At 70.8% G+C, this 25845-nt stretch carries 20 protein-coding genes and 5 pseudogenes; 16 read left to right on the forward strand and 9 right to left on the reverse strand.

Annotation, left to right across the window (positions count from 1 at the left end; all coding sequences use genetic code 11):
- The 4 genes from ACFYWX_RS03930 (at position 1) to ACFYWX_RS03945 (ending at position 4764) form a co-directional block, all read left to right on the forward strand.
- Positions 1-936: a hypothetical protein gene (locus ACFYWX_RS03930; protein ID WP_389422358.1), complete on the forward strand. Its 936-nt coding sequence runs from the start codon at positions 1-3 to the stop codon at positions 934-936.
- The gene (locus ACFYWX_RS03935) at positions 933-3293 is read left to right on the forward strand and encodes a hypothetical protein (protein WP_389422359.1); all 2361 of its coding nucleotides are present in this window, start codon (positions 933-935) and stop codon (positions 3291-3293) included. Before ACFYWX_RS03930 ends, ACFYWX_RS03935 begins: the two co-directional genes overlap by 4 nt.
- On the forward strand, positions 3290-4204 hold the full coding sequence (locus ACFYWX_RS03940) for a hypothetical protein (protein WP_389422360.1): 915 nt from the start codon (positions 3290-3292) through the stop codon (positions 4202-4204). Before ACFYWX_RS03935 ends, ACFYWX_RS03940 begins: the two co-directional genes overlap by 4 nt.
- A gap of 131 nt (positions 4205-4335) precedes the next feature.
- Positions 4336-4764 (forward strand): Pycsar system effector family protein, encoded by a 429-nt coding sequence (locus ACFYWX_RS03945; RefSeq protein ID WP_389422361.1) that lies wholly within the window; start codon positions 4336-4338, stop codon positions 4762-4764.
- 171 nt (positions 4765-4935) lie between these two features.
- On the opposite strand, the pseudogene ACFYWX_RS03950 reads toward ACFYWX_RS03945, so the two are convergent.
- A pseudogene (locus tag ACFYWX_RS03950) lies at positions 4936-5031 on the reverse strand (VapC toxin family PIN domain ribonuclease); the annotation flags it as partial.
- 218 nt (positions 5032-5249) lie between these two features.
- Here ACFYWX_RS03950 and ACFYWX_RS03955 point away from each other — a divergent pair.
- A complete protein-coding gene (locus tag ACFYWX_RS03955) occupies positions 5250-7412 on the forward strand; it encodes a SpoIIE family protein phosphatase (RefSeq protein WP_389422362.1) in 2163 nt (720 codons plus the stop codon).
- A gap of 79 nt (positions 7413-7491) precedes the next feature.
- Here ACFYWX_RS03955 and ACFYWX_RS03960 read toward each other — a convergent pair whose 3' ends face one another.
- Both ACFYWX_RS03960 and ACFYWX_RS03965 read right to left on the reverse strand, forming a co-directional pair.
- Complete coding sequence (locus ACFYWX_RS03960) at positions 7492-8676, reverse strand: type III polyketide synthase (protein ID WP_389422363.1); 1185 nt, start codon at positions 8674-8676, stop codon at positions 7492-7494.
- Between the two features lie 435 nt (positions 8677-9111).
- On the reverse strand, positions 9112-9447 hold the full coding sequence (locus ACFYWX_RS03965; protein ID WP_389422364.1) for a hypothetical protein: 336 nt from the start codon (positions 9445-9447) through the stop codon (positions 9112-9114).
- A 73-nt stretch (positions 9448-9520) separates the two neighbouring features.
- Here ACFYWX_RS03965 and ACFYWX_RS03970 point away from each other — a divergent pair, with 73 nt between their 5' ends.
- A complete protein-coding gene (locus ACFYWX_RS03970; RefSeq protein ID WP_389422365.1) occupies positions 9521-12139 on the forward strand; it encodes an FG-GAP-like repeat-containing protein in 2619 nt (872 codons plus the stop codon).
- 54 nt (positions 12140-12193) lie between these two features.
- Here the strand turns inward: ACFYWX_RS03970 and ACFYWX_RS03975 are convergent, their stop codons facing one another.
- Positions 12194-14356: a PQQ-binding-like beta-propeller repeat protein gene (locus tag ACFYWX_RS03975; protein WP_389422366.1), complete on the reverse strand. Its 2163-nt coding sequence runs from the start codon at positions 14354-14356 to the stop codon at positions 12194-12196.
- A gap of 150 nt (positions 14357-14506) precedes the next feature.
- Between ACFYWX_RS03975 and ACFYWX_RS03980 the strand changes: the two are divergent.
- Together ACFYWX_RS03980 and ACFYWX_RS03985 are read left to right on the forward strand one after the other, a co-directional pair.
- Positions 14507-14700 (forward strand): annotated as a pseudogene (locus ACFYWX_RS03980) (hypothetical protein); the annotation flags it as partial.
- Positions 14652-14936, forward strand: a pseudogene (locus ACFYWX_RS03985) (VapC toxin family PIN domain ribonuclease); the annotation flags it as partial. The pseudogenes ACFYWX_RS03980 and ACFYWX_RS03985, both read left to right, overlap by 49 nt.
- A gap of 306 nt (positions 14937-15242) precedes the next feature.
- Here the strand turns inward: ACFYWX_RS03985 and ACFYWX_RS03990 are convergent.
- Entirely contained in the window at positions 15243-15761 is a 519-nt protein-coding gene (locus ACFYWX_RS03990) for a hypothetical protein (RefSeq protein ID WP_389422367.1), read from the reverse strand.
- Between the two features lie 106 nt (positions 15762-15867).
- Here ACFYWX_RS03990 and ACFYWX_RS03995 point away from each other — a divergent pair, with 106 nt between their 5' ends.
- From ACFYWX_RS03995 to ACFYWX_RS04015, 5 genes and pseudogenes are all read left to right on the forward strand, one after another.
- Positions 15868-16398 (forward strand): MarR family winged helix-turn-helix transcriptional regulator, encoded by a 531-nt coding sequence (locus ACFYWX_RS03995; RefSeq protein ID WP_389422368.1) that lies wholly within the window; start codon positions 15868-15870, stop codon positions 16396-16398.
- Between the two features lie 164 nt (positions 16399-16562).
- On the forward strand, positions 16563-17183 hold the full coding sequence (locus ACFYWX_RS04000; protein ID WP_389422369.1) for a DsbA family protein: 621 nt from the start codon (positions 16563-16565) through the stop codon (positions 17181-17183).
- Between the two features lie 46 nt (positions 17184-17229).
- Positions 17230-18036, forward strand: a complete 807-nt coding sequence (locus ACFYWX_RS04005) for an MBL fold metallo-hydrolase (RefSeq protein ID WP_389422370.1) — start codon at positions 17230-17232, stop codon at positions 18034-18036.
- Between the two features lie 5 nt (positions 18037-18041).
- Positions 18042-18464 (forward strand): nuclear transport factor 2 family protein, encoded by a 423-nt coding sequence (locus ACFYWX_RS04010; RefSeq protein WP_389422371.1) that lies wholly within the window; start codon positions 18042-18044, stop codon positions 18462-18464.
- 83 nt (positions 18465-18547) lie between these two features.
- Positions 18548-18679 (forward strand): annotated as a pseudogene (locus ACFYWX_RS04015) (IS630 family transposase); the annotation flags it as partial.
- Positions 18680-18751: 72 nt separating this feature from the next.
- Here the strand turns inward: ACFYWX_RS04015 and ACFYWX_RS04020 are convergent.
- On the reverse strand, positions 18752-19795 hold the full coding sequence (locus ACFYWX_RS04020) for a GlxA family transcriptional regulator (RefSeq protein WP_010982637.1): 1044 nt from the start codon (positions 19793-19795) through the stop codon (positions 18752-18754).
- Positions 19796-19931: 136 nt separating this feature from the next.
- On the opposite strand from ACFYWX_RS04020, the gene ACFYWX_RS04025 reads away from it, so the two are divergent.
- The 3 genes from ACFYWX_RS04025 to ACFYWX_RS04035 all read left to right on the forward strand — a co-directional run bounded on the left by ACFYWX_RS04025 (position 19932) and on the right by ACFYWX_RS04035 (position 22989).
- Complete coding sequence (locus ACFYWX_RS04025; protein ID WP_389422372.1) at positions 19932-20858, forward strand: NADP-dependent oxidoreductase; 927 nt, start codon at positions 19932-19934, stop codon at positions 20856-20858.
- A gap of 484 nt (positions 20859-21342) precedes the next feature.
- The gene (locus tag ACFYWX_RS04030) at positions 21343-22338 is read left to right on the forward strand and encodes an NADP-dependent oxidoreductase (protein WP_389422373.1); all 996 of its coding nucleotides are present in this window, start codon (positions 21343-21345) and stop codon (positions 22336-22338) included.
- A gap of 48 nt (positions 22339-22386) precedes the next feature.
- Positions 22387-22989, forward strand: coding sequence for a TetR/AcrR family transcriptional regulator (locus ACFYWX_RS04035; RefSeq protein WP_389422374.1), 603 nt, complete (start codon positions 22387-22389; stop codon positions 22987-22989).
- 72 nt (positions 22990-23061) lie between these two features.
- Here the strand turns inward: ACFYWX_RS04035 and ACFYWX_RS04040 are convergent.
- The 3 genes and pseudogenes from ACFYWX_RS04040 to ACFYWX_RS04050 form a co-directional block, all read right to left on the reverse strand.
- Positions 23062-23847 (reverse strand): annotated as a pseudogene (locus ACFYWX_RS04040) (helix-turn-helix domain-containing protein); the annotation flags it as partial.
- Between the two features lie 281 nt (positions 23848-24128).
- Positions 24129-24686, reverse strand: coding sequence for a cupin domain-containing protein (locus ACFYWX_RS04045; protein WP_389422637.1), 558 nt, complete (start codon positions 24684-24686; stop codon positions 24129-24131).
- Positions 24687-25010: 324 nt separating this feature from the next.
- The gene (locus ACFYWX_RS04050; RefSeq protein WP_389422638.1) at positions 25011-25799 is read right to left on the reverse strand and encodes a tetratricopeptide repeat protein; all 789 of its coding nucleotides are present in this window, start codon (positions 25797-25799) and stop codon (positions 25011-25013) included.
- Between the last annotated feature and the right edge of the window lie 46 nt (positions 25800-25845).

Raw genomic sequence — 25845 nt, forward strand, 5'->3', positions numbered from 1 at the left:
GTGTCGCACACCGACCAGCCCTACACCCACAGTCGCCCGCTTCCTCCCTACCGGGGGATCCTGGCCGTCGACGCCAAGGACTTCACCGGGTATCCGGCCGTTCAGCACGGGTCGATCAGCCGGGCCATCCCCCAGCTTCTGGACGCGTCGTTAGAACGCGCCGGGATCGCGGAGGTGTGGAAGGACCGGCGGTTCCCCGACTCCACGGGCGACGGTTACGTGTTCGGGTTCGATCCGGCGGTCATGCCGTTCGTCGTCCATCCTTGGCTGGCCGCCCTCCAGGACGTACTGACGGAGTTCAACATGCACTCGGCGGGAGTTGTACGTATCCGCCTGCGGGCCAGCCTCCACATCGGACCGTTGCCCGACACGGGCGACGAGTTCGACGGCAACGGCACACCGCGCAACGACACTCACCGGCTGCTGGACTCCCGCCCCGTCAAGGCCGTACTGGCGGCCTCAAGCGCCAACGTCACGCAGGTCGCGGCGATTCTCTCGGACCGGTGTTACCAGGACGTGGTGGCGAGCGGGTACACCGGGCGTCATCCGGACCACTTCATCGAGGTGCCGGCGACGGTCGAAGGCAAACCGTTCGCCCAGCGGGCCTGGCTCTACGTGCCCATGCCGTCCGGCAACCTGTACGACCGTCGCGTCCTCGGCGACCAGGTCATCGACGACCAGGAGCAGCCTCGTTCGGACGGCGGTTCCCGCCGACGCGCGGCCGGCCGAGGAGCAGCCGCGGCACCCCGGTCGGTGGTCAGGGCCGACCGCAGCAACGTCAACAGCGGGACGGTGCACGGCGGTCAGAGCGTCAGCAACATCGACGTGGGCCGCGACCACATCGGCGGTGACTACGTCCGGGGCAACAAGGCAGGCACGGTCCACGGCAACCAGGGCGACACCGTCCACGGCGACAAGCACGAGGGCGACCGGTGAGTACGGGCACCGATGAGCCGACCCCGCCCGGCCTGCGGCCCGCGCCCCCCTCCTCCGGGGTGAGCCCCGGGCCGCCAGAGGCCGGCTCCGGGACCGCGGATGCCGCCCGTCCTGAGGACAGCGGGCAGGACTCCGAGCACGACGAGGAATTCGGCGACGAGACGTTCGACGACGGCTTCGACGACGGCTTCGACGACGGACCGCTCGGTGCTCCGGGCGCCGACGGCCTGAGGCACACGTACAACATCACCTATGCGTGGAACAGCAACATCAACGCCGGCTCCGTCCGCGGCGGTCAGCGCGTGGACAACGGCGCGGGCCCTGCCGGGGACGGTGGCAGCGGCCCGCGGTTCGTGGCCCACGAGGGCCCTGTCTCGGCGACGGAGATCCTGGACGCGGTGACCGGGTTCGCCGAGCCCGAGTGGTTTCCCACGGCCATGGCGGAACTTGACGGGCGTGTGCTGTTCCTGTCCGGCGAGCCGGGAACCGGCCGCCGGACGGCCGCGCTGAACCTGCTGTACCGCCATACGGGACGCAGCATGGACCTGCGGGCGGTCGACAGCGACGAGGACCTCGCGGCCTGGCGCCCCACCGACACCGACACCCGCGGTTACCTGGTGGACGGCCTGTTCCCCGCGCGTCCGCTGAAGCCCGGGACGGTAGGCAACCTTCGGCGCCTGCTGAACGACGCCGACGCACGCATGGTGATCGTGCTGCCCGATGACCCGGTCATCGTACGGAGCCTGGCGCGCGATCTCCATGTCACACCTGTGCGATGTGCTTCGCCTCCGCCGCGGGCCGTGTTCGAGGCACGCCTGGAGGCCGAGGTGCCGAGCCGGACGGAGCGCACCCGACTGCTTGCCAACCTGGAGCCCGGCCTGCTGGACGAACTGCTCGCGGGCCGGCTGGTGCCTGCGCAGGTCCGCGAACTGGTGGACGCGGTCATCGGGACTGCTGACGGGGGCATGACGTCCGGCGATATTCGCGACCGTCTGAGCTACCTCGCGGAGGAGGAGATCCCCGACCTTCTGAGAAGCCTCCGCGATGACCCCGACGGCCTCGCCTTCCTCCTGGCGACCTGCGTGTTCGAGGGCCTCGATCACCGCATCGTGCGCGAACAGGCGGAGCGCCTCGTCGACCTGGCCGACGGCCAACTGCACTCCGTCCTTTTGGAGAGCACCGGCGACCGGACCGACGCCGGCGCGGGCAGGGGAGCCAGGCAGCCGGGCGCGCAGGGGCCCGACGGGGCAGAAAGCCCGCAGAGGCCGCTGCCCAACCCGCGGTTCGTCTTCCGGCGCTCGCTGGAGGACCTGCTGCACACGGTACGTGCGGAGTACGGGACCAAGGAGTATCACTCGACGCACGGCTACACCTACGTGGTGGAACCGGTGAGGTTCACCCGCCACCGGCAGGGGGAGGCAGTGCTGCGGCACGTATGGCGGGAGTACGGCCGGCTCTCCGGACTCCTGACGAGCTGGATGGGCGAGGTCAACGGAGAGAGCGACCTGACTCAGCCGGTCGGTCGGGTCATGGGTATGGCAGCCCGGTGGGGCGGTGGGCGCAGGGCTCTGCTGCACATCCGTGAACTGGCCGAGTCCGACCGGGCCACCGGCAGGGCTGTCGCCGCGTACGCGCTGGGCATGGCCGCCGAGGATCCCGTCCTCGCCGGCGAGGTCAAGTACCGCCTCGCCCAGTGGAGCGGCCAGTCGAGCTGGCAGGTCCGCTGGACGGTCGCGCACGCATGTGGGACGGGCTTCGGTGCGGCCCGGCCGGACCAGGCGATGCGGCTGCTGCGCAACCTCTCCCGAGTCAAGGGGAGCCGGCAGGAGGCGGCGGTCGGAAAGGCGGTCCGCCGTGCCCTGGTGAACCTCTTCGCGACGGGCAATCAGCCGACGGTGTTCCGGCACCTCACGGTATGGGCCGACACAGGGGGCACCGGCGTCGCCCGCCTTTCGCTGGAGATCTTCCCCCACCTGCTGGCCTCGGGCACCTGGTGCCAGGAACAGCTCCTCACCGACGGCGAGTTCGCCGGCCCCATCGTGGATCTGACCCGTCGGCTCATCAACGACGACGAGCTGTCCGACCCAACGTGCCAGGCCCTGCTCCTGTGGTGTCGAGCGGCCGCTTGGGACGACCGGCAGAAGACAGCCGTCGAGACCCTTCTGACGACGCTCGCCCAGGACATGCGCCATGGCGTCCTGCGCCTCTTCGTCATGATCGACCGGGACGGAGATCCCGGCATCGCCGGACAGCACATCGCTCGCCAGGCTCTGAACGCATGGCGCAACGGTGCGCCGCCGGCGCCGTTCCCGGGGCACGCGAACCGCCCCACGCACCCCTACGGGAGGACACCGTGACCACCGAGAGAAACCCCAACGTATGCACCCGGGCCCCCCACGCCCCCTGGCGGGAGATCCTTCGGCAGCGCTGGTCAGGACGCCGGGACCGGGCCCTGGTCCTCGTGGCCGCGAACGGTGTCCATCACGTCCTGGGCTCCGGCGAGCGCGGCGCGGGGACTGCGGGTGACGCCCCGGCGCCGACTCTGTTCGGCGGGTACAACGGCGCCTTCCATGTCGATCTGGCGGAGCGGTCGGCGACCCAGGCCGTCACCCTGGCGACTCCGTACGGGACCGAACCGGTGGACGTGCGCCTGCTGTGGTGGGTACACGATCCGGCGCAAGTCGTACGGACCCGGCCGACAGACGGCTGGGACGCCGTGCGCAGGGACCTCAACCGGCGCCTGTACCAACTGGAGGAAGCCTGCGAGGCCGACGGCCAAGGGCTCAGTGCCTCTGCGATGATGCAGCACCTGGCAGCGCCGTATGTGCTCGACGATGCCGGCCTCACCTACCGCGTCACGGACGTCCAGGCCCGGGACGAGGAAGGCGAACTGCGGCTGGGCCGGGCGGGTGCCTCTGAAGCACCCTTCGCCTGGACCGCCGATCGCCGGGAGGAATATCGGTTCTGCCTCGAGGCCGTACGCAACGGGCCGGTCTCCCTCGCGGCGCTGTGGCTTCTCAGACACCCGGACCAGGTCAGCCAGGTACTGGACTGGTCCGTGCGCAACCAGAGCCTGATCCGGCAGGAGACCACATGGCAGGACGAGATGGCCGGGCTGTTGGGCAAGCTCTCCGACGAGGAGCGCCGGGAGCTGTCCGAACTGTTGCGTGACCGTCTCCACGCACTCGGACGGCGCGTTCCCATGCAGCAGGACGCGTGGACCTACGGCGGCGGGCTGGACGGGGCGGCGAACGGGAAGGCGCTGTGAGTACCGCCCCACACCCTCTGCCGCAGCGTCATCGACAGCTGCACCGGACGCTCCGGCACCGGCGTCGGCGGACCGAGACAAGCGCCCCGTATGCCGGCGGCCCGGAGACCGTGGCGGCGATGGAGCGTTTCATGACGGCAAACCGGGCGGAGATCGGGCGGGCGGACACGAAGGCTGCCGTCCTGCTCGGGGTGACGGGAGCGGTGCTCGGCGCCTTCATCGGTGCCTCCCCGACCCCCGAGATCCTGCGGTGGAGCGCGGTCGTCACCTCGCTCCTGGCCGTCCTCTGCTTCGTGTGCGCCATCATGCCGCGCCACCGGGCCGGTGGACGGCACGAGGCCGTCGGCCCCGGGTACTTCGGACACATCACGGCGGGAATGGGCAGCCAGAGACTGGGCCGCGCCTTCGAGCGTGCCTCGCGTGATCCTTCCGGGCCGCTGCTCGCCTCCCTGCTGGTCACCAGCGAGATCATCCGCAGGAAGTACCGCTGGGTGGAGCGGGGCACCTTCATACTGGTCGCGGCTCTCCCGCAGTTCGCAGTCGCCCTGTATGCCGCGTGACGCCTACCGCGTGTCCGTCAAGTTCCAGAACCGTGCACACGACGCTTCGACAAGTGACCCTGTCCCGGTCTGCACAGGGGTGATTCCGTGCACCCGGAGGATGGTGATCGCCGGCCCTTCGTCGACGGCGTGGACCAGGCGGACGCGGGCCAGGGGATGGCGGCGCTCGGCTCACTTGCCTGCTTGCGGGCCGTACCACTGCAGTGCCTGTTCGGTGACGGCGGCGATGCACGCGAAGTCCCGGTCGCGGTGCAGGAGGGGCAGGCCGTAGTTCGGCGGGGGTGACGGGAGCCGTCGCCCAGCGTCGTCACGCCGGGCATCAGTCATCACTGTCCGCGCTCACTGTGCGATCCGCTGGTGTAGGCGAAGCGGTCCCGGGTGTTATTGAATGAGGTGTGCGGTCAGGAATCCCGGGACCCTGTCGCCCGGGTTCTGGTACGGCCCCGGCGCTGTGCCGGGGTTGGCGAGCGAGCTGAGAGAGCCGCATGGACTCCACCCCCTCCCCCTCGTCTGCGTCGCCGTTCGACATGGTCAGCGGCGCTTTGGGGCAATACATCCCTCGCGGCGGAGCGGCAGCGGCCGCCGGTTCTGCCGACCCGCGGGGCGACAGCGCTGCCCGCCCACGCGTACACGCCGATCCGGACCCCGGCCGTCAGGAGCAAATCCTCGGCGCGGTCAACCTGGACCGGGATCTGAGAATCACCCTCTGCAATCTGGACGCCCCCGTTTTCGCGGGGGTGGAGGCCGTGACCGGGAGCCCTTTCGTCGATCTTCTGCCTCCCTGGGACGTACCGACGGTCACTCGGCGGTTGCGGCAGGTCCTCGAGACCGGTGAGCCGCACGTCGCCCGGGTCCAGCGCCTGCGGCGCGGTGACGGGTCGGAGCTGGTGGTCTCGATGAGCATCCTGGCCGCCGCGGCGCCCCAGGAGGGCCTGACCGTCACTCTGATCGCCATGGCCAGGAGGCTGCACCTGTACGCCGCCGAGACCGCGATCGGCACCTCGTTGGACATCGGCGAGACCGCGCAGTCGCTGGCGGAGTCCCTGCTGGCCTGGGGAGACGTGGCCGCCATCGACCTCGACTTCGACGTGTGGACGGGCGAGATGCTCACCGAGCAGCCGCAGGGGCGCATCCATCTGCGGCGGGCAGCCCTGGTGCCGGACCGGGCGTGGCCCGACGGCTACGTGGCTCCGGGCGACGATCTTCCCGGCGATGCGAGTCGCTTGCTGTCGCAGGCGATACGGCGTGACGATGCCGCGCAGGCCATCGTCATACCCGACCGGGAGGCGATCGAGCGGGTGCTCGGCAGTCCCCGGCTGGTACGAGCCCTGGTGCCCGGTGACCGGGCGGCGGGTGTGGCGTGCATACCGCTGGTCCTGGACGGCGCGCCGCCCGTCGTTCTGGGTGTGGCGGAGGTCTGGCGGCGGGCGGACCGCCCCTTCGACGACAGCGAGCTGTTCGACCTGCAGGAGCTGGTGGCCAGGACCTCTCATCACGTCGACCTGGCCCGTCAGCACCAGCGCGAGCACACGCAGGTGCTGGCGTTGCAGCGCCGACTGCTGCCACGGTCCGGCGGCGACACCATCGAGACCGCCAGCGTCTACCAGCCCGCCACCCCCGACAGCGCGGGCGTCGGCGGTGACTGGGTGAACAGCTTTCCGCTGCCGGACGGCCGTACCGCGCTGGTGGTCGGTGACGTCGTCGGGCACGGCCTGGGAGCCGCGGCGACCATGGGACAGCTGAGCATGGAGGCCCGCGCGCTGCTGTCCGCGGGGCTGGCGCCCGACGAGGTGCTGGAGCACCTGGACGAGACCGTGACGCTGCTGGACGACGCGGAGTCCGGGCTGGCGGCCGGTTACAGCGCCCTCGGGTCGACCTGCTGCATCGCCGTCTACGACCCGGTCAGCCACCACGTGGCGCTGTCCAGCGCCGGCCACCTCCCCCCGGTTCTGGTGCCCCCGGACGGGCCCGCCGGCCCGATCGCAGTACGCCCCCACCCCGGGCTGGGCGCCGAGTTCGCGTTGCGGGAACCGTTCGACGTGTACACGTTCGCCGCACCCCCGGGCTCGCTGCTCGCCCTCTACACCGACGGCCTGGTGGAGGATCGCGCCCTGTCGATCGACGAGGGCATCGACAGGCTGGCGGATGCCGTATCCACGGTGCACCCCTGGGATGCCCTGCAGCAGGCCGCGCGGCGCGTGGTCTCCGCGCTGGCGCCTGTGCGCCGGCGCGACGACGTGACCCTGCTGCTCGCGCGCATGATCGGCTACCGCAAGGGGGACACCGCGACCTGGCGGCTGCCCGCCCGCGGCGACGCGGCCTCCCGGGCCCGCACACTGGTCTCCGCGCTGCTGGGGCAGTGGCACATCAGAGACGACACCCGGGACAGCGTGCTGCTGGTGGTCAGCGAACTGGTCGCCAACGCGGTCCGCTTCGCCGACGGACCCCTCACGGTACGGCTGATCAGGACCGGTCACGGGCTGCTGTGCGAGGTGGGCGACACCGGCAACGGCAGGCCGCGGCTGGGCCCGGGCGGGCTCCTCGACGACGGTGGTCGTGGCTTGCACGTCGTGCATGGCCTCACCAGCCGGTGGGGGGTGCGGTGGACAGACACCGGCAAGGTGGTCTGGGCGTCGGTCGAGGGGTGACGCGGCCGCGGGCGGGTCGGGCGGCGTGCGCTCGTCAGGCGGCGCCACCGGCGGTACGGGCGGCGACCACTGGTACGGGTTACAGCCACTGCCCTTCCAGAGCGGTGGCCGTGAGGCCCGGGGCCGCCGCGTACAGGACGGCACGGCTGCCCGGTTCCTGCCCGGCGTCGTGCGCTCTCCGCAGGATGTCGAACACGGCGGCGCCTCCGCGGTTGCCGCTGGTGTAGCTGTCCCGGCTGTAGTCCAGCAGCCCCGACGGCCACCCGTCGGGCATCGTCTGCTCCATGTACTCCAGCACGCGCGTCCCGCCGGGGTGCGCGAGCAGAACGTCGGGGTGCCAGGAGCCGGGGTCGTCCTGGTAACGGAGGCGCAACCACTCCCACATCGCGGTGACCGTCTCCTGTACGGCGCGCGGCCCGCGCCGGTCCATCACGAAGTGGGTGCCGTCCTCCCGTGTCTCCAGGCGGTGCAGGTCCTGGGTGCCGGGCAGAGTGTGGTGCCAGGCGGCGTCCAGCCGCAGCACCGACTCGGGTCTCGGGCGGCCCGTGACCACCGCGGCGACCGCGGTGTCCGCGAACAGCAACCGGACGATCAAGGACTCCAGAGTGTCGTCCGCGGGCTGGTAGGTCGTGCTCAGTGCCTCCGCGATCACGACCAGGACCACCCGGTCGGGGTCCGCGGCCACGAGATCCGCCGCCAGCGCCAGGGAGCGGGTCCCGGCGACGCAGGCCCACTGCGTGGCCGGCAGCAGCATCACGTCGCTCCGGAGCGGGAGCTTGTTGGCCAGGGCGACGTCCAGCCCCGGCAGCGCCGGGGTGGTGGAGTGGCTGGTGATCACGCAGTCGACGTCTGCGGTGTCCAGCCCGGCGATCTGCAGGGCCCCGCGCGCCGCACGCTCCCCGCAGGACCGCACGGCCGCCCAGGCCGGCGCGGTGCGCTCCTGGACGGTCTGCGGCGCGGGTATCGCCTCAAGGGCGGCGATCACGCGATCCACGTCCTGTTCGGTGAACCCGTCGCCGGCCAGCGCCTCCCGGGCCGGTGCGATGCCGGCAGCCGGCAGGCCGCTCCCGTTGCCGGGCGCGACGGCGGTCTCCAGCGGCAGCATCCACCCGCGGGTTTCGATGCCCGTACTGGCCGCGATGCCGTCGATCCGCGACGCCCACGCCGCGTGCGGGTGCCGGCCGCGCACTTCCGCCACGATCTGGCTGGTCTCCACGGTGTGTTCGCCGTGTATCACGGCAGGAGGGCACAGGTAAGCAGCCATGAGTAGCACCTTTCTGAGGAAAACGGGGGAAATAGCACTAATGCCGTGCTGCAGATCACTTCGGCAGGTCGCGTCCAAGTCGATGCCGGTCTGCTGCACTTCGGGCGTCGGCGTCGGGTTCGAGCATGGACGCTAAATGGACATTTGCGCTGTGATCTGAGCAACTTGGGCAGTTCTCAAAATGCGTGACACAGCGCACATTGCCGCACAAGGGCCCCGGTGCTGTGCCGGCGGTGTCGCGCGCCTGCCTGACATACCGTCAGTCGAAAATCGGGTGCCCAGCTCTCGGCAGTGCGATCGTCGACGCCCTCGGGGGCGATGTCACCGATCCCGACGCGGCGCTCCGCGCCCGAGCGGCGGTCGGAGGCTGCCTGGCGGACGTCGCGGACCGCAGCCGCCGGCTCCGCGTCGAGGCCCCCGCCCGACACGGCTGGGTCATCGGAAGTAGTGGAATCCGCCTTCCGCGGCGACGCGTTCGGCGGACTCGAAGCCCACGGTGACGGCGGACGCGTTCGGCCACCCGACCTCCTCGAACGCCTGGACCACCAGTCGGCGTAGGTCCTGGAAGTCTTCTCCGGCCTCCTCCTCGCTGGAGGAGAGATGCCACGTGGGGATGTGTTCGGCCGGTCCGTTGAGCAGAACCCAGACGACCAGATGGCCGGGGTCGAGGTCGACCGCGCCGTACCAGAGGAGGCCGGCGAAGCGGTCGGGGTGACGCAGGGTGAGCTCCCTGCGTGCGTGAGCGGCTGCTGCCGAAGCCTCATCCAACATGCTTCTGATAATACGTATTAGCAAATAGCGTCGGCTGCTGCTGCCGCGTCAACTACTCCAGAAAGTTGGGACGATGCCCCCTGGGCGAAGAGGCTTAACCGCTCTGCTGCTCGCCGTCGTCATGGCGTTGTCGATCGTGCTGGTGGGTGGCCCCCTCAGCACGGACGCGGCCGCCAAGCCGGACCCGTGTCACCCGGCAGGACCGGGTGTCCCCGCTTCCCCGGACTGGCCGGACTGTCTGCCGAGCGAGGCGGAGATGACCGCCGCCGTGCGTACCGAGCGCAACCGCGCCTTCTTCTGGACCGGCCGGATCCGGGACGAGGCCGGCCGGATCGCCCGGTCCTTCGGCGGCACCACCTTGGAGATGGCACTGGAGGACCACAACCTCCGCATGCCGGACATCCTGGAGCCGACTTCCGACGAAGGCACGCGGGCCTGGGTGCACGCGTCACGGGAACTGGCGCGGCAGGCGTCCGGCATTGTGTACGTCGTCCTGGGACGACCGGAGAACATCCGACCCGGCAACGTCTGGGAGACGGAGGAGCGCGGCCGGGTCATGGCGAACCCGGACGTCACGGCGATCATCGAGATCATCGAGCAAACCGGCGACGAGCGCGTCTACTGGCGCCGGGACACTGTCTCCGAGCAGTCCATCGCGGCCGAGCGGGCTCGTATGCACGCCAGACGGGTCTGCACGGTGTGGCAGCAGGCGGGCTGGCCCGCCACGTCCAGCACCACGACGAGCACGGAGATCCCGGCCCGGACGCTGTCACCGACCCGTCCCGACGAAGTCCTCATCGGCGGATCGTCGAACCCTCATGACGGCTGGCGGACCACATCGCGGTACTACGGCATCATCCCGACCCACACCATGCCGCCGTCACAGCGTCAGGTTCACGCCGAGTCGACGCCGCTCCTCGAGGCCGTCTTCGAACCGCGAGCGACCAGACCCAGCTACCTCTACCTCCATATGAACACCTGGAGCGCCGCGGTCGACCGCTTCACTCCTGAGCGACTCGGCTGCCAGGAAGGCGACGGCGGGCACGATCCGGACAACCTCAAGAAGCGGGACATCCGGCTGATGCCGCTCGGTGACTCGATCACCTACGGCGTGGAGAGCTCCGACCGGACCGGTTACCGCGACGAGCTGTACGACTACCTGGAGGCCGACGCGCGCAGCGTCGACTTCGTCGGTTCGGTGCGGGCCGGCTCGATGAGCGACCCGGACAACGAGGGCCACCCGGGGGACCGGATCGACGAGATCGCGCCCTTCGCCGCCTGCCACGTCAAGCGGTACCAGCCCAACGTCATCACGCTGCACGCCGGCACCAACGACATGAACCAGGACTACCAGCTGGCCTCCGCACCCGACCGGCTGAAGAAGCTGATCAACCGCGCGCTGACGGACTCGCCCGAGGCCACGGTGCTGGTGGCCCGGCTCATCCCGACCGCCAAGGCCGGACTGCAGCCGCGCATCGACGCCTACAACGCGGCCCTGCCCGCCATGGTCAAGGACCTCCAGCGCGAGGGCAAGCACGTGGTCCTCGTCGACATGGGCCAGGTGTCGGTCAGCGACGGACTGGAGAACGACGCCCATCCCACGGACGAGGGTTACGCCAAGATGGCCGACGCCTGGCACCGCGGCCTGATGGAGGCGGACGCCGAGGGCTGGATCCAGCCCCCGCTGCCGCAGAAGACCGGTGAGGACTGCGACTCGGTCGGCACGGGCGACCCGGGCGGCTCCGGGACCGCCCCCGGCGAGACGGCTCTGGGGGAGGGCTGGCGCAAGCTGGGGGTGATCGCTCCGGGCTACGGCGGCGAACCCGGCCGCACCGTCATCGCCGAACTCAACGGCGACCAGCGGGCCGACTACCTCCAGGTCCGCGACAGCGGCAACTTCCGCGCGTCGGCGAACACCGTCGGCACACCGGGACAGCCCGACTGGGTGGAGCTGGGCACCTACGGTCCGGGCGGCCTCGTCCCCGGGAACCAGGTGCGCTTCGCCGACCTCGACGGGGACGGACGCGACGACTACCTCGTGGTCAGCTCCGACAGCGAGATCCAGGCCTACCTGAACAAGCCGGGTGAGAACGGCAAGCTGAGGTTCGTCCCCGCGGGAACCGTGTTCGACGAGGAGTCCTTCAGCCGCGACAACCTCCGCTTCGCGGACCTCACCGGCGACGGGAAGGACGACATCCTGCGGGTCGGCGCCGAGGGCGCGGTCCACGTCTACCGCAACGAGTGGAGCCCCTCCGACCCCAACACGGGGAGCGGGCCGCGGCCCGTCAGCTGGCCGCTGTGGCTGAACTGGGCCGGAGGAACCAAGGGCTCGTCGCTGGCGGCCGTCCGGTTCGCCGACGTCGACGCGGACCGGCGCGCCGACTACCTCCAGGTCGGCGCCGAGGGGGCGGTGCACGCCTTCCTGAACCGCGGCGGCGGGGGGAACGGCAGCTTCGAGGCCCACCACCTTTGGGCTCGTGAGTCCAACTACCCCCGGAAGTACGTGCAGTTCGCGGACATCAGCGGTGACGGCAAGGCCGACTACCTCGTCGTCTACGAGGGCGGAGCGGTCCGCGCCTGGCTGAACCGCGGCGGCAACCTGCAACCGCCCACTGGGCCGAGTACCGGCTCCGGAGAGCCGCAACCGCCCACTGGGCCGAGTACCGGCTCCGGAGAGCCCCCGCAGGGCTGAACGCACGGCCTGGCAGCGAGACCCCTCGGCCTCGCTGCCAGGCCGACCGCATGCTCAGCCGGGCCCGTTTGGGCTCCGGGAGAAGGCCGTGTCGCCGGCCGTCGCCACGATCGCGTCCTTGACGAGCAGCACGCGCGGCGGGGTGTCCTGCGCCTTGTTCCCGGGGTCGTCCAGTGCGGAGGTGCGCCAGACCTCCGCTCCGGTGCGGCTGTCCAGTGCCAGCAGGCGGCCGAAGCGGTTGGAGAAGTAGACCCGCTTGTACGTCGCTGACACCGCGGGCGCGGACAGACTCTCCACGTCCGTCGCCTTCTGCCAGAGCTGTCTGCCGCTGTCCGCGGACACCGCGGTGACCGACCCGTTGGACCGGACGAAGTAGACGACGCCGTCCACAAGGGTGGCCGCGCCCGTCAGCGGACGTGCCAGTGGTATCCGTCTGACCTGCCCGGTTTCCAGGTCCACTCGCAGCAGCGCGTTGTACGGCCGCTCGTACCCGGCTTCGTACACGTCCTTCGCGGTCTGGGGGGCGAGGAACAGGGGTTGCCCGCCGACAGCGCCGAGCGCTTCCGCCTTCCGGGGCAGTGTGGCGGCTTCGGTCAGGCTGTCGGGTTCGAGCTTCATCAGGTCGACCGGGGCCTGGCCGGGCTCGGTGCCGGCCGAGCACAGGGCGTAGGGGGCGCCTCCCAGCGCCGACGGAGTGCAAACCTCGTCCAGCGAGGGCGCCTGCCACAGTTCCTTGCCGGAATCCCCGTATGCGACGAACGACGAGGCATCGGGAGACAGGGTCAGCAGTCCGCCGTCGTACAGGACCGGGTCCGCGGCCTTGTCGATGTCCCGCTGCCACCGCCGGTGCCCGGTACCGGCGTCGAGGGCCACCACGCGCCTGGTCGCATCGTCCGGATCCTCGTACACGTAGACCAGCCCGTCGCGAACGCCGATCGGTTGCACCCCCTGAGGGCGGGTCCCGCTCCGCCACAGGGCGCGGCCGGAGGCCGCATCGATCCTGGCGACCGTGAAGCCCGTACCGCCGCAGAACAGGGCGCTTCCGTCCGCCACGCACCCGGTGGTCCCGTAGTCGAGGGGGACACCCTTCACGTCGTACCGCAGGGCCGTGTTCCAGGGCCGCCAGCCGTCGGGCAGGGACGCGGCACGGGCGGTGGCCGTGGCGGTGGTGTCGGAGGCGGTGGTGCCGGAGGCGGCGCTCGGGACCCGGCCCGACACGAAGAAAGCCACCCCGACACCCAGCCCTGTGACGGCCAGCGCCGTGCCGAGGGCGGCGAGCAGCCTCCGGGGTCGGCGTCCCTTGCCGGTGCCGGTCGCGGCGCCCGCGGAGGTGGTGGCCGCGCCCCGAGGAGTGGGGCGGGGCCGGGGTCTCGTGGACTTCCTGGCCTCCGGGGGCGCGGTGGCGTCGGATTCCGGCAGCGCCTGGAACATGCGATGCAGATCCGCCAGTTCCGGCCGTGCGGCCGGGTCCTTGTCGAGGCAGCGCTCGACAATGCGCAGGAGCGCCTCGGGCACCCCGTCGAGGTCCGGGGTCTCGTACATCACCTGATAGCCGGTCAGGTAGGGGCTGTCGGCGTCGAACGGTCCCGTGCCGACGGCCGCGAACACCAGCAGTGACCCCAGCGAGAACACGTCCGAGGCCGGGGTGACGTCTCGGGGAGAGGCGAGCTGTTCCGGCGACATGAAGGGCGGAGTGCCGATCACCCGCCCGGTCATGGTGAGGCTCTGGTTGTCGGCGGCACGCGATATACCGAAGTCGATGACGCGCGGCCCGTCCTCGGTCATCAGGACGTTGGCCGGTTTGAGGTCCCGGTGCACCAGGCCCGCCCGGTGGATGTCGCGCAGCGCCTCGGTGAGCCCCAGTCCCAGCGCGCGCAGTTCACGCCGGCTCAGCGGGCCGTCCTTCTTCACGACTTCGGCAAGGCTGAGCCCCGGCACGTAGAGCGTCGCCATCCACGGCAGGTCGGCGTCCGGGTCGGCGTCCACGACAGGCGCGGTGAAAGCGCCGCTCACCCTGCGCGCTGCCACGATCTCCTGCCGGAAGCGTGTTCGGAACTCCTCTTCCTGGGCGTACGACGTGTGCACGAGCTTGACCGCGACCTGCCGTCCCGAGGCGGAGACCCCCAGATAGACGACTCCCATGCCGCCCGCCCCGAGCCGACCGAGAAGGGTGTACCCGCCTATGGACTCCGGGTCCCCGGTGCTCAGGGGCGTCATCGCGGATCATCCTTCCCAGCGCCTGCCTGCCTCACGGGGATCAGGGTAGGGCCTGCCACCCCGGAAGCGGAGCCGCCCATACCGCAGGTCGGTGTCCCTGTGCCTCTGCGCCGTGCGACGGGTCATCCCACCCGGCCGCGAGCCCGGAGAGCCGAGATCATCCGTCAGGGGATTCACCTCGCGGCGATGGCGAACCGCGTCTGGGACGAGCCGCTGGTCTCGCGGACCTTCGAGGGCCGGGGCGTACGCCGTCCAAAGTCGAGGTCCGTGACGCGGTCGCCGACGTGGTCCGACGGGGCGAGAGGCGGCCGTCAGCGCGGTCGACGACCTTCGCCGCTGGATGAGCCGGGGCCGGGTCGTCATGCCGGAGATCACAGAAGGCCACTTGGGTGCGTCCCAGTCCGTCCGTGTCCGCTACCACGCTCTGGACCTGGACCTTGCGGACGCGGTAAACGTGGCGCTGGCCGCGGACTGCGACACCGACGCGATCCTCACCCTCGACCGACGCGACTTCCGGGCCGTACGGCCCTTGGGTCGGCACAAGGCATTCCGGGTCCTGCCCGACGACCTGCCGCTGTGACGGGACGAAGTCCCCGCTTCCGAAAAGGACTTACACAGCCGTCGCCTCCGCTGTGTACACGACACTCTTCGGACTTGCTGAGGGAACGGCAGGCTGAGATCTTCTGGTGCGTGGAGATTGCGACGCGAACGGTGAAGCCGCAGTTCAGCGCTACCCTCCGACGTCGGAAGCGTTGCGCGTACGGCTGCCCGCTCGACGTTCGTGCCCTCCAAGCGAAGCAAGTAGAGGCGTACGTTTACCTCGGCAACCTCCGTTCGAGCGCCGGTACGACGTCTGGCCCAGCCGCTTTGCCTGATCGGTGACCCGTCACTCCGAGCCGTAGTACAGCCGGAGGAACTCCTCCATTGCCGAGTCAACGCCGGCGCGGTCACCGGTAGCGAGCAGGTCGAGCAGCAGGCCGCGGACGGTGGCGAGTCCCAGCCTGGCCCGGTTCCGGGCCGCGGCAGGCTCCGCCCCTGCGCCGACCTCAGCGGCCACGAGCGGCTTCAGCCAGTCCATCACAAGCCCTTCGAGGACCGGGAGGGCCTCCGGGCGGCCGCGCAGCGCGTGCCCGTAGATCTCGAAGAAGAGCCGCTCCTGATCGGCCGGCCGAGGGTCCGTCAGTTGCTGCCACAGCAGCCGCGCGACATCGGCGGGCGAGAGACCGGGCTCCAGGCGGAGCCGACCTGACGGGAACAGTGCTGCGGGTCGGCCCGGTCGGCTCCAGCACCACGACCATTGCGTTGACGGAGTAGCCCGTCCGCGAGGGCGGGGCGCCGGCTGCCCTCGGCCCGCCTTGAGCACACACAGCTGGGCCGAGGGAGGCTGGAGCGGATCGTCCGGCACCGGGCGGTCGGCCGGTCCTTCCGGCTGGGCGGTGTGTCCTGGCAGTCCGTGACTGACGTGTTCCGGCAAGGTGAGCGCCCAAGGCCGCACGAGGCATGATCAGTGGATGCATGGTGTGGAGGACCAGTCGGGTGGGGGGGACGTGGAAGAGCCGACGGAGATCTCGTCGCCGAAGGAGGCCGCGGACAATGCGCTGGTGCTGGCGTTCGGGCGGTTGCAGGGGGCGGCGAACCGGCTGGAGTACATCCTCGGGCGGTCTCTGGAGCTGGAGTGCGGCATCAGCCATCTGATGTTCGAGGTGCTGCTCATCCTCGGGCGGGCGGGCGATCCCGGGCTGCCGATGCGGGCCATCGCCCAGGAACAGGTACTGACCACGGGTGGGGCGACGCGTCTGGTGGACCGGATGGAGGCGGCCGGGCTGGTGGAGCGCGCCGAGGATCCCGCTGACAGGCGCGGGCGGCTGGTACGGCTGACCCGGTTGGGGGAAGAGACCACTGTGCGGGCGTCCCAGGTGCACGTGGAGAACATCCGGCGTTACTTCCTGGCGCCGCTGCCGCCCGAGGACCGGGAGCGGTTCGCCGAGGACCTGCGGATCCTGAGCCACTCCGCACGGGACGAGCTGCCCCGCCTGCCCTGACAGCCCTCCAGGCTGCGGTCGTACGGCTGCACCGATGCACTGACAGAGGCTTTTCCGGTGTGGCTGCCGTCACACCGGCGAGGAAATATCTGACGAGTCAGTTACTGTTGTCTCAGACGAATGGCTCGCATTCGGCGGGCGCCACACCTTCGCTGGGACCTTCGATGAAGCTCGTCTACGTCTTCGACGCCTACTGCGGCTGGTCGCACGGGTTCTCCGGAACTCTGCGCGAGGTCGTCTCCCGTCATCCCGCGCTGCCGGTCGAAGTGGTCTCAGGCGGTCTGTTCACCGGGCCACGCCGGGTGCCGATCCGCGAGTTCGGCTACGTCCAAGGCGCCAACGCCCAGATCGCCGAGCTGACCGGCGCCGAGTTCGGCGAGAGCTACGAGCGGCTGATCGCCGACGGGTCGTTCGTGATGGACTCCGAGGCCGCCGCGCGCGGTGTCGTCGCCCTGCGCCGGGTGGCCCCCGACCGCGCGGCGGAACTGGCCGGCGCCCTCCAGCGGGCCTTCTACGTCGACGGCCTCAGCCTCTCCGACCCCGCGACCTACCGGAAGTTCGCCGAGGAGGCCGGTCTGGACGCCGACGCCGTCGTCGCCGCCTTCGACGCGCCCGAGGCGCCCGACGCGGCGGCGGACGACTTCCACCGCTCCGCCGAGCTGGGTGCCACGGGCTTCCCCACCCTGCTCGCCGTCGACGGCGACCGAGTCGCCGCCCTGGCCCATGGTCACGCCACCGCCGACGAGATCGACCGGCGACTGGCCGCCCTTACCGCCGCGCCCTGACCACCGCCCCACCCACTGGATTTCCGTCCCCTTCAGGAGCCCCCGCATGAGCACCCTCTCCTTCAAGGTCCTCGACCTCGATTTCCCGGCCGGGAGCAAGAACAAGACCGCCACGCTCGTCACCGGTGAGCAGGGGGCGCTGCTGGTCGACGCCGGCTTCACTCGCGCCGACGGCCACCGCCTCGCCGCCGAGATCCTCGACTCCGGCAAGAAGCTGACGACCGTCTTCGTCAGCCACGGTGACCCCGACTTCTACTTCGGTGCCGAGGTCCTCGCCGACGCCTTCCCCGACGCCACCTTCGTCGCCACCCCGATCGTCATCGAGCACATCCAGCACTCCTACGAGGGCAAGCTCAAGGCGTGGGCGGCCGTCGGCCCGAACCTGCCCACCCGCCTGGTCGACCTCACCCCGCTGACCGGCGACCTCATCCTCGAAGGCCACCGTTTCGAGCTCAAGGGCGGCCCGGCCGGCCTGCCCGACCGCCACTACCTGTGGCAGGCCGAGCACCGCGCCCTCCTCGGCGGCGTCCTGCTCTTCCAGCAGGAGCACGTCTGGGTCGCCGACACCCCCACCCCCGAGGACCGCTCCGTCTGGATCGAGCTGCTGGACGAGATGGCCTCCCTCCAGCCGGAGCTGGTCGTCCCCGGCCACCGCCTGCCCGGCACGGCGGCCGACGCCTCAGCCATCACCGCCACCCGCGACTACCTCGTCGCCTTCGAGGAGGAGCTCGGCAAGGCGGCCGACGGTGCCGCGCTGACCGAGGCGCTCGTCGAGCGTTACCCCGACAACGGCATGCTGATCGCCGCCCAGCTCGGGGCGAAGGTCGCCAAGGGCGAGATGAAGTGGGGCTGAGCGTCATGGCCTACGAGCACACCGACTTCGCGACCTCCACGGCCCCGGCCGACGTGGTCCGCCGCCAGTACCTGGCCTCCGCGGCCGGCGACCTGGAGGCCCTGCGAGCCACCCTCGCCCCGGACGTGGAGTGGAAGGAGATGGCCGGCTTCCCACTGGCCGGCACCTACCGCACCCCCGACGGCGTCACCGCCAACGTGATGGAGCAGCTGGGCAAGGCGTGGGACAACTGGGCCGCCCACGACGACACCTATGTCGTCGAGGGGGAGAACGTCGTCGTCCTCGCCCGCTACACCGCGACCAACAAGGCCACCGGCAAGCCGATCGACGTGCGCGTCGCCCACCACTTCGTGGTCCGCGGCGGCCTGATCGTCCGCTTCGAGCAATTCGTCGACACCGCCCTCGTCCGCGAAGCCATGCGCGGCTAGTGCTGTGACCGCATAGGTTCGCCGGGTCGGCGGTCGTGGCGGTTGCATGTGCGGTGACATCCGATCCGACCGCTGGAGGCGCGGTGGCCGAGCCCGTCCGTGTGCGCAGACTGACCGACCACGAGGGGCAGAAGCTGCAGCAGATCGTGCGCCGGGGCAGCACGAGTTCGGTGCGCTACCGGCGGGCGATGATGCTGCTGGCCTCCGCTGGAGGGGGCACCGGCAGCGGATGACCAGGCGGATCCCGGCCGGCCCGCGGAGCGGGTATGTGCGGCGCTGATGTGTCCTCAGACGCCCGCTTCCACCAGGTCGTCGGTATGGAAGGTGCGGCGGTAGGAGGCGGGTGAGACACCGAAGGCGGTGCGCATGTGGGCGCGCAGGGAGTTGGCGGAGCCGAAGCCACAGCGGTGGGCGACCAGGTCGATGGACAGGTCGGTGGTCTCCAGCAACTGCTTGGCCAGTTCCAGGCGTTGCGCGGTGAGCCACTGCACGGGGGTCATGCCGACCTCGTCGCGGAAGCGGCGGGTGAAGGAGCGCAGGCTCATCCGGGCGTGTTCGGCCAGGCGGTTCAGGGAGAGGGGTTCGCCGAGGTGTTCCAGGGCCCAGGCGCGGGTGGCGGTGGTGGTGGCGACGGTGGGTTCGGGCACCGGGCGGTCGATGTACTGGGCCTGGCCGCCGTCCCGCCAGGGCGGGACGACGCACATGCGGGCGGCGCGGTTGGCGGCGGCGGCGCCGTGGTCGCGGCGGATCATGTGCAGGCACAGGTCGACGCCGGCGGCGACGCCCGCGGAGGTCAGGACGTCGCCGTCGTCGACGAAGAGGACCTCCTCGTCGACCTTGACGCGGGGGTAGGCGCGGCGGAACTCGGGGGCGAGGTGCCAGTGGGTGGTGGCGGGCCGGCCGTCGAGGAGGCCCGCGGCGGCCAGGACGTAGGAGCCGGTGCAGATGGACACCAGGCGGGTGCCGGGCCGGATGCCGGCGATGGCCGCGGTGACCTCGGGCGGCAGCGGGCCGCCGCGGCCCAGCTCGGGCATGGCGTGCGTGGGCGGGACGATCACGGTGTCCGCGGCGGCCAGGGCCTCGGGACCGGCCGCGGGCTGCACGGTGAACCCGGCGTCGCTGAGGACCGGGGCGCCGTCGGCGGTGCAGACGGTGACCTCGTACAGCGGGCGTGAGCCGGCGTCCAGGACGCTGCCGAAGACGCGGGAGGGGATGCCGAGTTCGAAGGGCGGGACGCCGGGCAGGGCGAGGACGGCGATGCGGTGCCGCCCGGCCGCGTCGGCGCTCGGGTCGGGGCGGGGGTCGGTGCACGGCCACTGCATCTCACTCATGGCCAGATCCTGTCACATAGTGGCCAGACGGCCAACACCATGGTGGGGGCGGGTGCCGGATCGTGGACTGCGTCGCGCCGGGAAGGGCCCGGGCGGCCGGTATCCGATCAAGACGGAAAAGAGTGAGGCGGACAGCATGCGTGCGGTGGTCGTGGAGCAGTGGGGCGGACCGGAGGTGCTCGTGGAGCGTGAGGTCGCCCGGCCCGAGCCGGGACTGAACGAGGTCCTGGTGCGGGTCCACGCGGCCGGTGTGAACCCGGTGGACTTCAAGACCCGGGCCAGCGGGGCCCTGATCGAGTGGGGCGAGGTCCCGGCGGTCGGCTGGGACGTCTCCGGCACCGTGGAGGCCGTCGGACCGGGCGTGGGGATGTTCCGCCCCGGGGACGAGGTGTACGGCATGCCGCTGTTCCCGCGGCAGGCGGGCGCCTACGCCGAGTACGTCGTCGCCCCGGCCCGCCACCTCGCGCCCAAGCCGGCGAACCTCACCCACGTGCAGGCGGCGGCGCTGCCGCTGGCCGCGCTGACCGCCTGGCAGGCCCTGGTGGACACCGCCGGGGTGCGCGCCGGTGAGCGGGTGCTGGTGCACGCGGCGGCCGGCGGGGTCGGCCACCTGGCCGTGCAGATCGCCAAGGCCCGCGGCGCGTACGTCATCGGCACGGCCAGCGCCGGCAAGCACGACCTGCTGCGGCAGCTGGGCGCGGACGAGGTGATCGACTACCGCACGGTCCGCTTCGAGGACGCCGTCGGGGACGTGGACGTGGTGCTGGACGGGCTCGGCGGCCAGCACGCCGAGCGGTCCTTGACGGTGCTGCGCCCGGGCGGCCGGCTGATCACCCTGCCCGGCCCCGACGACGTCCCCGCCGACGTCCCCGGCCACGTGCGGGCGGTGTGGATGCTGGTCGAGCCCGACCACCTGGGTCTGCGCGAGATCGCCGCCCTGGCCGAGCGGGGCGCGCTCACGCCCGTGGTCGAGACCGTCGTCCCGCTGGCCGAGGCCGCGAAGGCGCACGAGATCGGCGAGCAGGGCCGCACCACCGGGAAGATCGTCCTGAGCGTCGCCTGACGCCGGCCGCCCCGGCCGGGTCGGCTGCGGGCAGGTGGAGCGGGACTGGAGCCCCGGGATCGACCGGTCCCGGGGCTCCGGGCGCGGCCGAACGGGACGGGGCGGACCTGCGGGCACGGCCGGACAGGACGGAACTGCGGCTCGGGGCTTCGGAGGGGGCGGGGCTGCGGCTCGCGGGGGTGCTTCGGTGACGGCCGGGGCGGCGGCTCGCACGGGGGCGGAGGCAGGGCTGCGGCTCGCGCCGGAGGGGTGTCTTCGGTGGTGGCCGGGGCCTGCTGCTGCCGGCAGGTGCTCGCGGCCGGTATGTGGCACCGGGGAGGGCGCGTTGCGGGCCCAGGACGCCCTAGGTTGAAAATAATCCTGAGCAGACTCATAATTGAGTGCACTCGGGTTGGGTGGGTGGGGCGAGGCCCCATGTCACGCCGAATTGGCCGATCTGGCCTCACGCCTGGATAAATAGGATGAAGACAAGGAGTGGCGCCCCATGCGAGCGTTCGTCGTCACCAAGTACAAGGAGCCGCTGCAGGAGGCGGACGTCCCCGAACCCACCGTGGGGGAGCACGACGTGCTCGTCCGGGTGGAGGCCGCCGGACTGAACCCGCTGGATGAGAAGATCCGCGCCGGTGAGTTCAAGCAGATCCTGCCCTACAAGCTGCCGCTGATCCTGGGCAACGACGTCGCGGGCACCGTCATCAGCGTCGGGACGGCAGTTCGCGGCTTCAAGCCCGGAGACGAGGTCTACGCCCGGCCCCACCAGGACCGCATCGGCACGTTCGCCGAACGCATCGCCGTCGCGGAGGGCGACCTGGCGCTCAAGCCCGCATCGATCAGCATGGAAGAGGCCGGCTCACTGCCGCTGGCGGCGCTCACGGCGTGGCAGGCGCTGGTGGAGCGCGGAAACGTGCGGCCCGGGCAGAAGGTCCTCATCCACGCCGGGGCCGGCGGGGTCGGTTCGATCGCGATCCAGCTCGCCGCGCACCTCGGTGCGAGCGTCGCCACGACCGCCAGCGGTTCCAACGCGGACTTCGTGCGCGCGCTCGGTGCGGACACGGTGATCGATTACCGCACCCAGGACTTCGAACAGCTCCTGACCGGCTACGACCTGGTGCTTGACAGCCTTGGTGGGGAGACTCTCGAGAAGTCCCTGCGGGTGCTCAAGCCCGGCGGCAAGGCCATCGGGATCGCCGGTCCCCCGGACCCCGCGTTCGCCCGCGAGGCCGGCCTGAACCCGCTGCTGCGCCTGGCGGTCGCGGGCATGAGCGGCAAGATCCGCAGGCAGGCCAAGAAGCTCGGCGTGACGTATGAGTTCCTGTTCATGCGCGCCAGCGGCGACCAGCTCCGCCAGATCACCACTCTCATCGACCAGGGCGTGGTGCGTCCGGTCGTGGGAAAGGTGGTCGGCTTCGACCAGACCCCGCAGGCGCTGCAGTCCCTGTCCCAGGGCGGCATCCGCGGCAAGGCCGTCATCGGCAGCAGCTGACCCGCCGCAACCGCGACGGGCGACACAGAACGCACGAGGACACCACCCATGTCTGTCGCCTCCCAGTCGGTCGGACGGCGCGAGCGGAACAAGCAGGAGAAACTCGACCGCATCGTCGCTGCCGCCAGTGAACTGTTCGCCGAACACGGCGTCGACGAGGTCACGACCCAGCAGATCGCTGACCAGGCCGACATCGGCACCGGGACCCTGTTCCTTTATGCCAAGACCAAGGGCGAACTCCTCCTCCTTGTCCAGAACGCCAAGTACGTCGAAGCACTTGAGCAGGGCCGGGCGGACGCCGAGACCGTCCCAGGCGTGCTGGACGCGGTGCTGGCGATCGTCCGGCCGATCGTCGAGTGCAACCGCATCCAGATCGACAACGGACGCACCTACCTGCGAGAGATGGTCTTCGGCGACCCCGAGGAGCCCCGGCACGGCGCGGCACTCGCCATCGTCGCGCAGACCGAGGAGGCCGTCGCCGCCGTGCTGCGCCGAGACGAACGGGTCGCAGAGGGCGACGCCGCGACGCTGGCACACATCGTGTCCGCCGTGATGTTCCTCAGCATGGCGGCGAGCGTGAACATCGCCTTGAGCGTCGAGGAGATCGTGCAGGACATCCGGCGGCAGGTTGACGTCCTGCTGCCTCGCTGAAGCGCGGCCCCAGCCTCAGGCCCAGGCGACCATCCGGGTAGTCCTCGGCTGCGGCATGGCCCGAATCCCCTTCGGTGCGCCGTCGGGCCGGGCGGCGCGGATCGATTTCAGCGCGGCCAGCGTGTTCCCGGCACCCTTCTTGCGGCGGTTCACGCCCCACAGACGGTCGTCGCCCACCGAGTAGCAGCCATGGAAGTACCGGACGCCGTGGGTGCGATGGTAGGTGGCCGGCAGCCGGTCGGGCCGGGTCTGTTCGGCCCAGCAGCTGCCGCCGATGGGCCGGATCCCGAGTGGGCCGAACTCATCGAAGGCGAATACCCGGTCCGGGAAGCGGTCCAGGACGTGCTCGATACGGTCCAGCTTCGTCTCCCGTTCGGGGTCCGGGGACTCCTTCCAGGTCTTGGTGCGCTGGAAGGTGACGCCGCGGCGGGCGAGCAGGCACCGTAACGCCTCACGGCCGATGCGAATCACCCGGCCGTGGACTTTGCGCAGGTAGGCGACGAGCTTGCGCAGTGACCAGCGAGTAAAAGGCTGGCCGAGCTTGACCGGGCGGATGGTGGCCGTCTGGACGACGAAGTCCTCTTCGTCAGACTTGAGTTGGCGGGGACGGCCTCCCGCCCACCGAGGGTCCAGGCAGGCCAGGCCCTTCTCGTTGAACGCGTGGATCACATCCCGGACGGTGTCCTCGTCGGCCTGCACCAGCTGTGCGATCACCGGCACCCGTTTTCCTCCAGCGGAGGCCAGCAGCATCATCGCCCGCCGGTAGCGCACCGAACTCGTGCTGCCCCGGCGCACGATCTGCTGCAGCTTCTGCCCCTCGTGGTCGGTCAGTCTGCGCACACGGACGGGCTCGGCCACCGCGCCTCCAGCGGTCGGATCGGATGTCACCGCACATGCAACCGCCACGACCGCCGACCCGGCGAACCTATGCGGTCACAGCACCAGGTGTGCTGTTCGAGGACGTTGGCGACAGGCGACACGCCTTGAGCGGTCCTCTGACAAGATCGACAGGAACCAATAGACCTCAGGCCATTGGCCTGGGGTCTCCATCTGGAGCGGGGGACGAGAGTCGAACTCGCGCTCTCAGCTTGGGAAGCGACGCTGCTCGGGCGGTCACATGCCCGGTGACCTGCGGGGATTCATCGGGCCGGTGTCGTCGCGACGGCCCGATGGCACCCTGTTGATTCGGGCCACCCAGACTTCACCGGCCGCTCCTGGCCGCCGCCAGAGGGCATGTCCCTGGAGGTCAACCGGGCCATATGGCCCTGACGTGCACAGATGCCTCGTGCTCGGGTGGTCGTGCGGGTCGGACGGCACCGCTGCTGACCGTGGTTGTCCGCTCTTACGGGCACGCTGTGGGCACGGGCTTCGGAGGCTGGCGTCCGAGTGAGTGCGCACGCAGGCACTGCGCTCAGCTCCGGTCGTTCTGCCGTCCAGTTCGGGACGCCTTTACGGGTGCACAGCTTCAAGGGTGCGAGTGCCGACCGCCTCCCTTGCCCGCTGCTGCCTCTTTCCTCTTGAGTGCCTGCCGGTAACCGAGCGATGCACTGGAGTCCGGTGGGGCAGACGGAGCCGTGGACAAGGACCGCGAGGGCCAGTGGCGAACCGTCCTCGAAGCGCGCCGCCCAGGGGCCGGTCACGGAGGACTGGTGGAGGACCGTGCCACGGGTCCGTACGCCGTTCAGGAGATCAGCCAGGTTGCGGCGAAGCCGTGCGGCTCAGAATGCAAAGCGAGTTACGCGGGTTCGAATTCTGCCGCGGTCTCAGCTGCCCGAGCGGACAGAACGGTAGGGCGGCCCCCCCAGCTAAGAGGTCATCTCATTTGGGATGCTCGGTAGGCTCTCGGTGTGGGGATCGTTGAGCGGTTGGTGCCGGATGAGCTGTGGGAGTTGTTCCAGCGGGTGGGGCCGGAGGCGCCGACTCGTCACCGAATGAGATGACCTCTTGGTCCGGCGCGTTGCGATAGCTGGATGAGCTGCCCAGGGAGCGCCTGCGACCCGCCCCGAGCGGGGGCGCTGCGCTTACGGTCGAGTGCCGTCGATGTGCTCGAGCAGCGTTCGGGCTTCGATGGTGCGGTGGTGGTCCGGGCCGAAGGAGGCCAAGCAGGCATCATGAGCGGCTGCAGCCTGGCGACGGGCATCGGGAGCGCGGCGCAACCCCAACAGGGCAGTAGCAATGGCCAGTTCGACGGCGCCCGTATCTGGATGGCGCTGGTACTCGGGCAGCGCGCGGTACAGCTTGTCGGCGCCCTGCGCCTCGGTGAGGGCGTCTTCATGGCGGGCTTGGCCGTTGAGGCTGCGAGCCAGGCCGAGTCGCAGGACGAGGGACGCCCGGTCACGTGCGCGATAGTCGGCCAGGGCCTCCCGGGCGAGTGCCTCGGCCTCCTGGTGGCGCCCCTGCGCATTGAGGGCGAAGACCAGCCCATTGCGGGCGGCCGCTGCCAGGCGTGACATCTCCGGGCCGGTACCGCGGCCCGCGGCCTCGGCGACGGCCGCACATTCTGCCTCGCACTCGGCGTGCCGACCGAGCGAGATCATCTGCTGGGCGCGGTCCGAGCGCAGCTTCAGTGTCAGCCAGTGATCGGCTCCAAATATCCTGCTGAAGGCAGGCAGCGCTTCGTCGTAGGTGGCGAGTGCCTCAGCGTGGCGGCCTTGGGCGCCCGTCGCGAGCGCGGCGATGTTCAGCGCCACAGCTGCGTACTCGTCATCGCGTGGCCGCGATCGGGCCACGGCACGGGCTTCAGCCTCCGCCTCGGCGTAACGCCCGGCTTCGTAAAGGGCTTTGGCCTCAGCCACAGGCGTTCCCGTCATTCGCTGGGCGTCGCTTCGGCCACGCGGCCGGAAAAATCGCATGACC

Origin of the sequence: Streptomyces sp. NPDC002888 (assembly GCF_042888465.1) — a bacterium.
Lineage (GTDB): Bacteria > Actinomycetota > Actinomycetes > Streptomycetales > Streptomycetaceae > Streptomyces.